General features: G+C 40.0%; 14 protein-coding genes and 1 pseudogene. 14 read left to right on the plus strand and 1 reads right to left on the minus strand.

All coding sequences use genetic code 11. From position 1 onward, the window contains the following. Nucleotides 1-22: 22 nt before the first annotated feature. From BM378_RS09935 to BM378_RS09965, 7 genes and pseudogenes are all read left to right on the plus strand, one after another. Complete coding sequence (locus BM378_RS09935; protein WP_074989097.1) at nt 23-2,656, plus strand: TonB-dependent receptor domain-containing protein; 2,634 nt, start codon at nt 23-25, stop codon at nt 2,654-2,656. Between the two features lie 138 nt (nt 2,657-2,794). Beyond that, on the plus strand, nt 2,795-3,691 hold the full coding sequence (gene yegS / locus BM378_RS09940) for a lipid kinase YegS (RefSeq protein WP_074989098.1): 897 nt from the start codon (nt 2,795-2,797) through the stop codon (nt 3,689-3,691). 129 nt (nt 3,692-3,820) lie between these two features. After that, complete coding sequence (asd, locus tag BM378_RS09945) at nt 3,821-4,957, plus strand: aspartate-semialdehyde dehydrogenase (RefSeq protein WP_074989099.1); 1,137 nt, start codon at nt 3,821-3,823, stop codon at nt 4,955-4,957. A gap of 66 nt (nt 4,958-5,023) precedes the next feature. Continuing rightward, entirely contained in the window at nt 5,024-5,635 is a 612-nt protein-coding gene (locus tag BM378_RS09950; RefSeq protein ID WP_074989100.1) for an FMN-binding negative transcriptional regulator, read from the plus strand. 244 nt (nt 5,636-5,879) lie between these two features. Next, nucleotides 5,880-6,677 (plus strand): annotated as a pseudogene (locus BM378_RS20775) (methyl-accepting chemotaxis protein); the annotation flags it as partial. Nucleotides 6,678-6,827: 150 nt separating this feature from the next. Beyond that, complete coding sequence (locus BM378_RS09960) at nt 6,828-8,369, plus strand: EAL domain-containing protein (RefSeq protein WP_083422902.1); 1,542 nt, start codon at nt 6,828-6,830, stop codon at nt 8,367-8,369. A gap of 291 nt (nt 8,370-8,660) precedes the next feature. Beyond that, nucleotides 8,661-9,041, plus strand: a complete 381-nt coding sequence (locus BM378_RS09965) for a VOC family protein (protein ID WP_065979092.1) — start codon at nt 8,661-8,663, stop codon at nt 9,039-9,041. A gap of 61 nt (nt 9,042-9,102) precedes the next feature. On the opposite strand, the gene BM378_RS09970 is transcribed toward BM378_RS09965, so the two are convergent. Further along, entirely contained in the window at nt 9,103-9,909 is an 807-nt protein-coding gene (locus BM378_RS09970; protein WP_174403887.1) for an ion transporter, read from the minus strand. 89 nt (nt 9,910-9,998) lie between these two features. Here BM378_RS09970 and BM378_RS09975 point away from each other — a divergent pair, with 89 nt between their 5' ends. The 7 genes from BM378_RS09975 to BM378_RS10005 all read left to right on the plus strand — a co-directional run bounded on the left by BM378_RS09975 (nt 9,999) and on the right by BM378_RS10005 (nt 12,745). Further along, entirely contained in the window at nt 9,999-10,205 is a 207-nt protein-coding gene (locus BM378_RS09975; RefSeq protein ID WP_036971843.1) for a hypothetical protein, read from the plus strand. Then, nucleotides 10,198-10,470: a hypothetical protein gene (locus BM378_RS09980; protein WP_036971841.1), complete on the plus strand. Its 273-nt coding sequence runs from the start codon at nt 10,198-10,200 to the stop codon at nt 10,468-10,470. The genes BM378_RS09975 and BM378_RS09980 overlap by 8 nt, the downstream gene beginning before the upstream one ends. Nucleotides 10,471-10,472: 2 nt before the next feature. Next, on the plus strand, nt 10,473-10,922 hold the full coding sequence (locus BM378_RS09985; protein ID WP_065979093.1) for a hypothetical protein: 450 nt from the start codon (nt 10,473-10,475) through the stop codon (nt 10,920-10,922). A gap of 59 nt (nt 10,923-10,981) precedes the next feature. Continuing rightward, nucleotides 10,982-11,176, plus strand: a complete 195-nt coding sequence (locus BM378_RS09990; RefSeq protein WP_036971837.1) for a YwbE family protein — start codon at nt 10,982-10,984, stop codon at nt 11,174-11,176. After that, nucleotides 11,173-11,700 carry a DUF4240 domain-containing protein gene (locus BM378_RS09995; RefSeq protein WP_065979094.1) on the plus strand — a complete coding sequence of 176 codons (528 nt, stop codon included), beginning with the start codon at nt 11,173-11,175 and terminating at the stop codon, nt 11,698-11,700. The genes BM378_RS09990 and BM378_RS09995 overlap by 4 nt, the downstream gene beginning before the upstream one ends. 190 nt (nt 11,701-11,890) lie before the next feature. Next, the gene (locus BM378_RS10000; RefSeq protein WP_199524627.1) at nt 11,891-12,307 is read left to right on the plus strand and encodes a DUF805 domain-containing protein; all 417 of its coding nucleotides are present in this window, start codon (nt 11,891-11,893) and stop codon (nt 12,305-12,307) included. Nucleotides 12,308-12,358: 51 nt separating this feature from the next. Further along, nucleotides 12,359-12,745, plus strand: a complete 387-nt coding sequence (locus tag BM378_RS10005; RefSeq protein WP_065979095.1) for a DoxX-like family protein — start codon at nt 12,359-12,361, stop codon at nt 12,743-12,745. The last annotated feature ends 1 nt before the right edge of the window (nt 12,746 follow it).

The following is a 12,746-nucleotide window of genomic DNA, read 5'->3' on the forward strand; positions in this document are numbered from 1 at the left end:
CGTATTTCAGATAGAGGTAAACATGAAACAATATTCAAAACAGTTCAGCTTAACAGCACTCAGTGCAGCCATTTTATGTGGCTTGACTGTCTCGGTACACGCAGCTGAAGCAGACGAAGAAGCTGTTCTCGAAGAAGTTGTTGTAAGTGCAAGTCGGTTGAAAGGCACTGCAACAGCTGTTCTAGAAGAGCGCAAACAGCAAGCTTTCGTTGCTGATATTATGGGTGCTGAGCAAATTTCTCGTAGTGGTGATAGTGACGCTGCAGCAGCGCTTCGCCGTGTAACAGGTTTAACACTTGTTGATGGTAAGTTCATTTATGTTCGTGGTCTTGGTGAGCGTTATTCAAGTACACAGCTCAACAACTCTGCTGTACCAAGCCCAGACCCAACACGTTCTGTATTACCACTGGATTTATTTCCATCAGGTATTATTGAAAGTTTATCAGTACAAAAATCATATTCACCATCGATGCCTGCATCTTTTGGTGGTGGTAACGTTGATATCCGCTTAAAAAGCATTCCAGATCAATTTGTTTTTGATGTATCAGGTCAGCTTGGCTATAACACCAACAATTTTGACGATGGTCTTGAGTACAACGGTGGCTCTGATGATTGGTATGGTGTTGACGATGGTACGCGTGAAATCCCTCGTCCTATACTAGATGTATATCAAAGCGGTCAATCGCTTGATGATTTAACACCTGAGCAAAGCCGCGCTTTAGCGATGTCGTTAAATCGCGATTATGATCCAAAATCAGCAAAGGTTGATCCCAATACTAAGTTCACTGCAACGTTAGGTAATAGCGTTGAATCAGATAAATGGCGCTACGGTTTCTTATCGTCGTTTAGCTACGATATTAAGCATGTTGTTGCAGACGAATATCAAGGTCAAGGTTTCTTAATTGGTGACAATTCAACAACCATGATCCGTGGTTATGACCAAGTGCTTAGTACCGAGCATACAGTTAAAACATCTGGCATGATCACTGTCGGTGTAGAGTATGATAAAGCGCACAAAATTGACTACACAGCCTTAATCTTACGGGATACTGAAGATCAAATATCAGACCGTTTAGGAATAGACCAAAATAACAACACGTCGGATAACAAACGTGTTCGTTCGTATGATGTGCGTTATGAAGAGCGTGAGTTAATTGTTAATCAATTAAAGGGTATGCATACCTTTGAATGGTTAAATTACGCGGGCTTTGATTGGAAGTACTCAATGGGTCGTTCAAACCGTTATGCACCAGGTAACATGGAAACTCGCTTCATTGTTACTGATGCAAATGAAGACGGCTTTTACGATACTGTCAATGAAAGTGCATTAACCAATGCGACAACCGCGGCGCGTTATACATTCCAAGATTTGGACGATGAAGTAGAAAACTACGGTTTTAACTTTACACTGCCTATTATGTTAGAGGGCATTGATATCGAGCTTAAATCGGGTGCAGACTTTATTTCTAAGGAGCGTTCTGCGACAAACCGCCGTTTTGATATTAATACACGTGCTTTTTCAGATGTTGATTTAACGGGTAGTAAGCTAAATACAATTTTATCTGATGATGTACTTACTAATGCAACACTGACACAGCCAATCTTAAACGATACAACGGTTTCTGGGGATGACTACAAGTCTGCGCAAAAAGTAGATGCTTATTACTTTGAAGCAGATTTATTCTTCAATAACACATGGCGGATCAGTGGCGGTTTAAGGTGGGAAGATTTCCGTCAAGTATCTGTTCCTCTTGACCCATTTACTGGTGGTCTTGCATCTTCAATTGATTACGATGAGTTAGATCAACTCGCATTTCGTGAAGACGACGTTTATAGCGCACTTGCTTTAACTTATGTGCAAAACGACGAAACGCAATGGCGCTTAAGTTACGGTGAAACTGTTGTTCGCCCAGATTTACGTGAGATTTCTGACGCGACTTATATCGATCCGCTTACTGAATACCCTGTAGGTGGTACGCCAGGTCTACGTACAACCCAAATCAAAAACTATGATTTCCGCTGGGAAAACTATTTTGATACGGGCGAGAACTTCTCTATTGGTGTGTTCTATAAAGACATGGTTGATCCAATTGAGTCTGTTCAATCACCAGCTCAAGATGGTCCACCACTGGTACGTATTGCGAATGCAGAAGATGGTTATGTTGCTGGTGTTGAATTTGAATACCTGAAAGATTTTGCTTTCTTAGGTGGATTCTGGCAAGACGTGTTCATGACAGGTAACGTGACTCTAAGTGACTCAGAAATCAACATCGACCGTCAGGCGATTGTTGAACAAACAGGGGTTTCTGCAGCGGTTACAAATACAACACGTCGCATGACGGGTCATTCAAAATATGTTGTGAATATGCAGTTAGGCTATGACGCACCAAGTGGTCAGCATGCCTCTACGCTAATCTATAACGTATTTGGTGAGCGAATCATTATTCCAGGTATTGAAGGTCAGGAAGATTGGATGGAGCAACCATTTCATTCTTTAGACTTTAACTACACCTATTTCCCTGATTTCAACTCAAGCTTGAAGTTCAAAGTGACGAATATCTTGGGCGCAAAATCTGAAATAGAGTCAGCCGGTACTTTAACGCGTTCGAAAGAGAAAGGCACTGAGTTCTCAATTGAGTACAAATATCAGTTCTAATACTCTGCCCAAGGAAGGATACAATAATAAATCCTAACGTTGATTTAGCCCTGCAATAGCGGGGCTTTTTTGTATCCGTATTGAGTAAACAGCATTGCATGTTATGGTAGAGCTTAGTTGTCATAACAGGGATTAAGAATGAGCCTACGATTAATTTTAAATGGTAAAAAAGCAGGCAATGAGCAATTACGCGAAGCCGTCTCTAAATTTCGACAAACAACCCCGTTAGAGGTTCGAGTAACCTATGAAGGAGGCGATGTTGAGCGACTGATTTACGAGGCAAATAAAGAGGGCGTAAAACGGGTTATTGTTGCTGGTGGTGACGGCACGGTCAACGAAGCTGTGAACGCCTTAATGAAAATTGAGCATTCTCAAAGACCAGCACTTGCCATACTCCCAATGGGGACGGCAAATGACTTTGCTTGCTCTGCAAACATTCCGACTGAATACTTGTCGGCGCTCACGTTGGCTTTTGAAGGACATACTCAAGAAGTGGATGTTGTTGAAGTCGATAAACGATTTTTTATTAATGTTGCCAGTGCAGGCTTTGGGGCAAAAATTACCGCCACCACACCGCCAGCACTTAAAAATTTGCTTGGCGGCGGTGCATATACACTCGCTGGGCTTGTTCAAGCGCTGAGCTTTGTTCCTTACAGTGGTCAACTTTCTTTGCCCGATGGTCAGCACAGTTCCGGTGAGATCATTGCCGCTGCCGTGTGTAATGGCCGACAAGCCGGTGGCGGACAGTTACTCGCACCCGATGCGTATATTAATGATGGCATGGTTGATCTTGTTGCTTTCACCTCATTTGCAATTTCAGATGTGCCTGCGGTTATCGAAGAGTTAAGCAACTACCCCAATTCTTCACAAAAGTGGGTGAAACGCTATCAAGTGCCTTGGCTTGAATGGCAAACGCAAACTGAAATGCCAATTAACCTCGATGGCGAGCCAATTACCTCAAAACAACAAACATTTAAAGTCTGTGCTAATGCAGTAAACCTTGTATTGCCAACTGACTGTCCATTAATTAAATAAAATAATATGAAATAATTTTAAGTTCCATTATCTGCGCTGGTTTTGTGCCATTCACAATGCTAGATTAGCTCTGTAAAAATTAAACTCTTACGCAATGGATTTTAATTTTTAACAGCTTAGGTACTTGGAATGAATCAAACAGTGGAACAAACAATGAAAAAAGTAGGATTAGTCGGTTGGCGGGGCATGGTTGGCTCTGTGTTATTGGATCGTATGCAGCAAGAAAATGATTTTTCTCAAATCGACACGACTTTTTTCACCACCTCACAAACCGGTCAATTAGGCCCTGATATTGCGGGCCCAGCAAAACCACTTCTTGATGCAAACGACATTACTGCGCTTTCGCAAATGGATATTATTGTTACCTGCCAAGGCGGCGATTACACAAAAGCCGTTTACCCGCAGTTGCGCGAGTCTGGTTGGCAAGGTTACTGGATTGATGCTGCGTCGGCACTGCGTATGAGTGACGACAGTATTATCGTGCTTGACCCTGTAAACAAAGATGTGATTGAACAAGGGTTAGAGCAGGGGGTTAAAACCTTTGTTGGCGGCAATTGTACTGTATCACTTATGTTACTTGCGCTTGGTGGATTATTTGAACAAGACTTGATTGAATGGGTCAGCCCAATGACATATCAAGCAGCTTCAGGCGCCGGTGCTCGCAACATGAAAGAGTTAATTGCACAAATGGGCGCAATTCACGAAACGGTTGCTGACAAACTGGCTGATCCTAATGCCGCTATTCTTGAAATTGACAAATTAGTCACCGAAAAAATTGCATCAAGCGATTTACCACAAGACCAATTTGGCGTGCCTTTGGCGGGTAGCCTTATCCCTTGGATTGATGTGCCAATGCCAAGCGGTCAAAGTAAAGAAGAGTGGAAAGCGCAAGTCGAAGCTAATAAAATTTTGGGCACCAGCAAGCAGCCTGTCCCGGTTGATGGCTTGTGTGTTCGTATTGGCGCAATGCGATGCCACTCGCAAGCAATGACCATTAAATTGCGTAAAGATATCAGCGTAGAAAAAATCGAAGAAATTCTTGCGTCTCACAATGAATGGGTCAAAGTTATTCCAAACGACCGCGATATTACAGCAACAGACCTAACACCTGTTAAAGTGACTGGCACGTTGTCTATTCCGGTAGGCCGTATTCGTAAATTAGCTATGGGCCCAGAATATATCAGTGCATTTACGGTTGGTGACCAACTGTTATGGGGTGCTGCTGAACCACTTCGTCGTATGCTACGCATAATTGTTGATGGCTAAAATTAAGTTGTAATAGTTAAATCAGGCTGGCACTTTGCTGGCCTTTTTAAGCAATAAAGGAAAGTAATGCACACACCCAGCAAGTGGAAAATGACACCGGAGCGAGTCTCACAATTTATAAAAACCTATAGCTTTGCGTTGATGGTAGACAGTGAATTTGAAGCCACACATTTGCCTTTAGTATACAAAGCTGATGAGGGGGAATTGGGGACCTTGTATGGTCATGTATCACGTGCAAATCGTCATGGTAAGGGCTTAGATAAAACCTGCGTATTAGTGGTTTTTAGTGGTCCGCATAGCTATATATCTCCAACCTGGTATGCAGAAAAACCTGCTGTGTCGACGTGGAACTACGCTGCGGTCCATGTTCAAGGTGAGGTTGAATATCTTGATAATGAGAATACCTTAGCCTGCTTAGATGAGTTAATTAGCCAGTATGAGCCGAGTATTTTACACGATACCGACTTGCTACCTGCTGATTACCAAGCAAAACTACTGCGCGGTATTGTCGGAATTAAAATTAATGTTCAGTCAGTACAAGCAAAAGAAAAACTTGGCCAACACAAGTCAGCAGCGGATCAACAAGGTGTTGTTGCAGGGTTACAAGCTGATACACACTCAGATGCACAGGCTTTATTGCGCTATATGCTTAAACACGAAATTGGAATAGGCAGCTAATTTGCATCCTGCAAAAGCTGCCAATTGGTTGGAAGGTCATTAGCGCTTGGTTTGTTAAATATTTGTTTCATTACTAGAGGTAAAGCTAGTCTACAATGTATATCTGTCAACCTATTGTCATATCATAAATAAATTAAAGACTTGAACCACTTGCCTACCCAACTTTGTGCCTAATAAATTTCCAACTATTTATTTGCTCAATTGAAACCACCTCACTATATTTTCGTAAGTACTTAGTTGGAAGTCTACAATGAACATCTCACAAGCCTCACAACTATCTGATTCTACAACACAGCAACAACAAGCTCTTGAAATGGCAGCGACTGCAATTAATGAAATGGCTGCGACAGCGAATGAGGTCTCCGCAAGTTGTGCGAATGCAGCAGAGCTTGCAACGCAAACACAGCATGCTTCTGAGCTTGGACAAAATGTCATTTCAGAAACTGTAGAGAGTGTTGTGTCGCTTTCTACTGTGATAACAAAAGCGACTCAAGATATCACTCAGCTTGATGCTGAAAGTGAAAATATCATGTCGATTCTCAGTGTCATAAGAGGCATTGCTGAGCAAACAAACTTATTAGCACTGAATGCTGCAATAGAGGCTGCTCGAGCGGGCGATCACGGTCGTGGATTTGCTGTGGTTGCTGATGAGGTTCGTGCGCTGTCGCAAAGAACGTCTGAGTCAACGGAGGAAATAGCAACCCAACTTAGTACGCTTCGCAAAATGTCTGACCAAGTATCCAAAGAAATGGCCGCAAGTTGAAACCGCACTCATAAAACCGTTGAGCTTGCACATTCTGCGCAACAGCAGTTTAGCGAGATCACATCGTCTATTGTCAATATTAGTGACCTTAACACACAAATAGCGACTGCAGCCGAGGAGCAGCAGCATGTAGCAGAAGACATAAACCGCAATGTTGTCGAAATTAAAAATGCGGCAGACGATGTAAGTGACATTGCACAGAGTGCGCGTCAAAATGGTGAAAGACTTAATCAGCTGTCTCATTTACTGACAGACTTAGTGGGTAAATTTAAGGTATGAGGTGCAACAGCCTAATGTTTTCTTTTCTAATTCATCTCGGGGTTTAGTAGGTAGTTACACTTACTCTGTTTCCATTTTATTACTTTTTATTGATTTGGTAATACATAAAGGCTAATTTGAGGTTTAGACTGTAAAGCGTATAAGTTAAATATGACGAGAAAAATACTAAAATCAGCTCAAAATAATCAAGCACTCTATATTATTTGTTTAATGCTTTTTCTCGTTGTTGCTTTTCACCTTCTGGTTAGTTATCTGCAAGTCAGCTATCAAAAGGAATTTTCGCAATCTTTGTTATCAAAAGCTGAAGACATATCAAGCGATTTAGGCTCTTCTATTCAGGAGGCTTCAGCATTATCTCCTCTTGAGTGTGATGCTCAGACAATCAATAAGTTGCGCATTATTCTTTCTAAACATGAATTTACGCATGACTTAGGTTTGATTTTTAATAATAAAGTTAATTGCTCAGCAAATTGGGGACTTCTTGCTGATTCAACGCCACTTGACAGTGTTTTGTATCATTCTCCATCGGGCTACTATTTTGCTTCTCAAGTTGCGAATATTTTTCCTGTTGCAGCGAAATATGACATTACAAATAAAGGGAGTGTAATTGCCTTTACAATTAATGCCCCTTTTAAAAACTTTGATCAATTAAATAAAAATTTTTCATATAAAATTATTTCAAAGAATAGAAAATACACCTTTCATAACTATGCGGCACACTACCAGTTTAAAACAGATACACTGCTTAAACCGCAAGTGGTAGAAACTTGTAGCACTCAATTCCAATACTGCATTGAGACATACAATAACCGGCCTGGTTTACTGTATTTCCCTTTTTACATTTCTGCTCTTTTAATCGGTTTAATTGGGTTTATTAGCTTTTTAATTGCTTACTCAATTTGTTCATATTTAGATAAAAGCCACTCAATGGAATTTAGGTTTCGTAAAGCCATTGAAAACGAAGAATTATATTTGGAGTATCAGCCAATACTCGAGCTGAAAAGTAACAAAATTATTGGTGTAGAAAGTTTGATAAGGTGGAAAGATTCTGTTTACGGTAATGTTTCGCCAGAGCTTTTTTTAGGTATTGCAGAGCAGCTAAGTTTGTATCCAACTCTTGCGTATAACTCGGTCAAAAAAGCGCTTAATGAACTTTCGCCTGTTTTACGTGCTGATTCTGATTTCAGCGTGGCAATCAACATTAACGCTTATGAAATTCAAACAAAAGAGTATTTAGATTATTTATATGATTTATGCACTGAAAATAAAATAAAACCACAGCAAATCAAAATTGAAATCACCGAGCGAATAGAGCTTCCATTGGACGAATTGTCATGTTTTGCTTCAAAAGCTAAAACATACGGCTTCTCTATTTCTCTTGATGATTTTGGAACAGGAGTTTCAAACCTAGTGTGGTTAACCGAAATCAATTTTGATGTGATCAAAATAGACAAGGTTTTCACTCAATCAATATCTGATGAGTTGAAGCAAGAAATGTTGTTAGCCATTATGTCATTAATAACAAACCTAAACCGCACTGTTATTTTTGAGGGGGTTGAGACAGTTGAAGAATATAACTTTATTAAAAATTACAATGACGACTATCAGGTTCAAGGCCAAGGTTGGTACTTTTACAAGTCGTTGCCTTTAACTGAGTTATTGCATGTATTAGGCCAGCAAGGTGGCGATTAAAATACGTATAAAAATACATATAATCATCATTGCCCTTGTTGGTTATCACTTATGGCGGGTGCACGGCCCTTTTTGTATAAACAGAAATAGAACGTTTATTCAGTTTTAAATGGCAAGGGGAAACCCTTTGAGCAGTGCATGATGCCTTACAGTATGACTCACAGCTGCCCACTCGAATATGAAAGCTGTGAGCTTATCAGTTATTTAATACGTTATTCACGCTTATCTTTTGCTTATTTAGTTATTCGGGATATGCTGGCACAACGAAATCTAATTAATCAGAAGTAGCAAATGAAGCTTAATCAAGTCACGTTACCAGTAAAAAACATGAATGAGGCGGTGGCTTTTTATTTAACTCTTGGTTTTATTCAAATTGTAGATACACCTCACTACGCGCGTTTTAAATGTACCAATGGAGACGCGACATTTTCGCTGTCGTTAGAAAGCGGGGACTTTAAGAGTCATGCTGTTATCTATTTTGAAGAAGAACATCTTGATGCTCTTTACTCGAGCCTTGTTAAAAAGGGAATTACTTTTGAACAACCGCCAACAGCGCAGCGCTACTTATGGACAGAAGCTATTTTGAAAGACCCTTCAGGTAACAAAATTAAACTGTATTGGGCAGGTGAAAACCGCTTGAATCCACCATGGAAAGTGGAAAAACGTGGATAAAATAAAGGCGCTAGGTTTTGCACTCTAGCGCCTCATAACTAAAAACTGTTAAATAAAAAAGTTATTTTCTTTCTTTAAGTAATTGTTTTAGCTCTGCCATTTCAGCTTGTAATTGAACAATTTGGCCTTTTGTGGCGGGCATGTCATCGTCGCTCGTTTGTTCTTCACGCGCATTACGATGCTCTTCAGACATGACTTCTAATATGGCACCGACCATCATATTTAAGAACACGAATGCAGTTAAGAATATAAACGTTAAGTAGAAAATCCAGCTTAGTTTATACACCGCCATGGTTTCATACATTACGTCGGTCCAGTCTTCAAAGGTGGCAATACGAAATAGAGTTAGCATTGAAATTGACACATCGCCCCACAAAACAGGGTTAATATCGGCAAATAACATGCTACCCATTGCGGCATATATGTAGAAGATAACGAACATTAACAGGGCGATATAGCCCATTTGCGGTATGGCTTTTAATAGCGAATTAACCAACAATCGCAGCTCTGGGATCATCGACACTAATCGCAAAACGCGGAAAATACGTAACAGCCTTGCGATGAAAATAGTTGACCCCGCAGCAGGATAAAGGCTTCCGACGACGATGATAAAATCGAAAATATTCCAGCCTTTTGTAAAAAAGTCTTTTATGCCACGGCTGGCAATAAAGCGGATCACAAGCTCAATCAGAAAGAAGACAGTGATCCCCATGTCCATCCAGTGCAAGGCAATTTCTGCGGTTGGATGTAACGAGTACGTGTGCGCGCCAACAGTTAACGCCGAAATAACAATGACCGCGATAACAAATGATTGAAAAATTTTACTTTTATCGATACGCTGAAACAGCTCTTGTAACTGCGACAACATCATAGATGACCCTTTGGTAATAAGATTTTAAACCCACGCAATATACAGTAAAACACAGTGCCAATGTATAACTTAAGAAAGGAAATTTAATGTTTTTTAACGCTTTAAAGTTTGTGGCTTTAGCAGCCTTATTCGTTATGCTGAGTGCATGTAGCTCTGATGCACGGTATCACGAAATTCAATCGGCCCGTTTAAATGAATGCAATTACTTAGCAGATAAAGAGTATCACGAGTGTGTAAAACGCCAAGAAGACAGTTACGAAGAATTTAAAAAACAACAAGTTGAAAATGACTAAAACCGAAAAACGCCTTGATAAAGCCATTCGTGTTGCGTTAACTCACGCGTGTGAGCAAGCTAAAGAGACAGTCAGTGAGTTTTTATGGCTAACTCATACCGCTGACTTAAAAAAACTGCCTCAATCACTTAAAATAAAGTGTTTTTTCAATACGTTGCCAATTAACGAAAATCAAAAGCAACTGATAGTAAACTTAATTATTGATGAACTTAATACGATAGATATAACTATAAACGCGAAGGCAATTTCATTTTTAAAGGAATAAATATGTTTTTGAATTTAACGGCGAAGCACATGTTATCTTTGAATTCAGCACTGTCTGTGTTGTTTTTAGGCGTGGGTGTTTATGGCATACTGTCTGACGACGCGTTGCCGTTTCCATCATTTAGCGCTTTTGTTGCTGCCGTTTTTTTTGCTCTGCAAGCCGTTCGCTCAACAGATAAATTTGCTGCAAAAACCGCACTGAGTAACACGCTAATTGCAACAAATACTCACCTTAAAGTAACGCAGTTTTATTACAGCTCGAAAGAGCAGTTGCTTGAATTAAATCGAATTACTGAGTTTAAAGTCGCCGATAATTACTTAGCGGTCATTCTGGATAGAAATGGTCAAGGCTATGATTTTCAAATTAAAGGAAAATCAGACGCTATAATCGAAAGACTTAACGATATCATTCCCCATCAAGCGCTTAAAAACACGTCAATCACACGGGTTTAGTTTGGTAACTGCGCCACAAATAGCTATAATCGGCAAAAATTAATGAAAGAGACTTTGCTATGGCAGTGCCTACGCGTTCACAAATTTCTATTGGTTGTGAAGTGAATATTGTATTAAAGCAAGATCAACGAACAGGTCAGTTAACCCAAGGTGTGGTGTCACGTATTTTGACAAAATCACCTAACCATCCACACGGCATAAAAGTGCAGTTAGACGATGGTCAAGTAGGTCGTGTAAAAGAGATTTTATCATGAGTGTGTTAACCGAAGCTGAGTTTTGGCAGTTAGTTACCGCAGAAGATAAAACCGCGGAGCCTGAGTCTGTATGTAATGCATTAAAAGCAAAGCTAACTGACTTATCTGATGAACAGTTGATGGAATTTGATAAGCAGTTTAGTCTTCGCATGCGTAAAGCCTACACATGGGACTTATTCGGTGCTGCCTTTGTAATGGCAGGTTGTAACGACGATTACGGATTTTCAGAGTTTTTATGTTGGCTGATTTCACGTGGCGAGCAGGTATTTATAAATGCCCTTGAAAACCCGGATTCAATCGCTGACTGTACACCGGTTTATCATTTAAATGAGCAACCTTACCCTTATTTAGATGAGTATGATCTTATCGCAGGTATGCTGTACGAAGAGCGAAATGATGATGAACTGCCGTTTATTCCGTCGGGGCTTGAACAGCCAAAAGGCAAGCGCTTTAAAGATAAAGCTAAGTTTTTAAAACAAACCTACCCAAATCTATACGCAAAATACTGGCAACAACCAAATTAATATAAAGCACCGTTCAGGTGCTTTTTAATGGCCTAATACATACCTTTCTAAAGCTCATCAACAATTTATTAGTACCCAAATCAAATCATTTTGTGTTATATTATTCATGTTTAATTCAGCACAATTAACAACATAAATCAGCAGACTAGATTAATTCGGTTTGCTACAACACATATCAAAGGAAATGACAGTGTCAGAAAATGTTTATCAAGCCCCAGAAGCAAACCTCGCTTCGGCATCAACAGAAACTACCACTTTAACGATGAAAGAAATTTTGTTTTCTTTTAATGGTCGTATACCTAGAAAAACCTATTGGTATTCTTTCTTAGGTATTATCGTAGCTTCATTTGTTTTTATGTTCTTAGTCGCATTATTAACAGCGGGTAATGAAACAGCAATTTCTGTGATCACACTAATCTTTTATATCCCACTTATGTGGGTTTCGCTTGCGGTTCAAGTAAAGCGCTGGCATGACCGTAATAAATCAGGTTGGTGGGTACTGATTGGCTTAGTTCCTGTTATTGGTGGTATTTGGGCGTTAATTGAAAATGGTTTTTTAGCGGGTGATGAAGCTGAGAACCGTTTCGGTAAGCCAACTGTTTTATAAGTCTTTGCAGTGTGCTCTAATGGCTAGAGCACACATAATTCAGCCTTTACGATGAGCCATTTAACGACACTTCAAATTGCCCGCTTTATTATCAGCTTTAGTTGGCTTTATCATGGGTTGATGCCAAAACTTATCCATATTGCCCCCTTAGAACAACAAATGACGGCAAGTTTTGGTTTTAATGCTGAAATTTCAATGCTCATCACTCGGGCAGCTGGCATAGGTGAAATTATATTTGCCGTGCTGTTTTTTATCTTCTACCGTTCAATCTTAATCAATATTCTCAATATAGCCGCTTTAGTTGGACTAATGCTGTCTGTTGCCGTTTTACAACCTGCACTTTTAATCGAAGCGTTTAATCCTGTGACTACAAACCTCGCAATTATCGCGTTTAGTGTTGTATTAATAAATGAGCTTAAAGGTACTCAACGTCAGTAAT

Origin of the sequence: Pseudoalteromonas lipolytica (assembly GCF_900116435.1) — a bacterium.
Lineage (GTDB): Bacteria > Pseudomonadota > Gammaproteobacteria > Enterobacterales > Alteromonadaceae > Pseudoalteromonas > Pseudoalteromonas lipolytica.

Excerpts from the sequence above, each read along its gene's own strand:
- BM378_RS09980 (WP_036971841.1), top strand. The coding sequence starts at position 10,198 with ATGACTAAAACCGAAAAACGCCTTGATAAAGCCATTCGTGTTGCGTTA.
- BM378_RS09995 (WP_065979094.1), top strand. The coding sequence starts at position 11,173 with ATGAGTGTGTTAACCGAAGCTGAGTTTTGGCAGTTAGTTACCGCAGAA.
- BM378_RS09975 (WP_036971843.1), top strand. The coding sequence starts at position 9,999 with ATGTTTTTTAACGCTTTAAAGTTTGTGGCTTTAGCAGCCTTATTCGTT.
- BM378_RS09990 (WP_036971837.1), top strand. The coding sequence starts at position 10,982 with ATGGCAGTGCCTACGCGTTCACAAATTTCTATTGGTTGTGAAGTGAAT.
- BM378_RS09950 (WP_074989100.1), top strand. The coding sequence starts at position 5,024 with ATGCACACACCCAGCAAGTGGAAAATGACACCGGAGCGAGTCTCACAA.
- BM378_RS09965 (WP_065979092.1), top strand. The coding sequence starts at position 8,661 with ATGAAGCTTAATCAAGTCACGTTACCAGTAAAAAACATGAATGAGGCG.
- yegS (WP_074989098.1), top strand. The coding sequence starts at position 2,795 with ATGAGCCTACGATTAATTTTAAATGGTAAAAAAGCAGGCAATGAGCAA.
- BM378_RS09960 (WP_083422902.1), top strand. The coding sequence starts at position 6,828 with ATGACGAGAAAAATACTAAAATCAGCTCAAAATAATCAAGCACTCTAT.
- BM378_RS10005 (WP_065979095.1), top strand. The coding sequence starts at position 12,359 with ATGAGCCATTTAACGACACTTCAAATTGCCCGCTTTATTATCAGCTTT.
- BM378_RS09970 (WP_174403887.1), bottom strand. The coding sequence starts at position 9,909 with ATGTTGTCGCAGTTACAAGAGCTGTTTCAGCGTATCGATAAAAGTAAA.
- asd (WP_074989099.1), top strand. The coding sequence starts at position 3,821 with ATGAATCAAACAGTGGAACAAACAATGAAAAAAGTAGGATTAGTCGGT.
- BM378_RS09985 (WP_065979093.1), top strand. The coding sequence starts at position 10,473 with ATGTTTTTGAATTTAACGGCGAAGCACATGTTATCTTTGAATTCAGCA.
- BM378_RS09935 (WP_074989097.1), top strand. The coding sequence starts at position 23 with ATGAAACAATATTCAAAACAGTTCAGCTTAACAGCACTCAGTGCAGCC.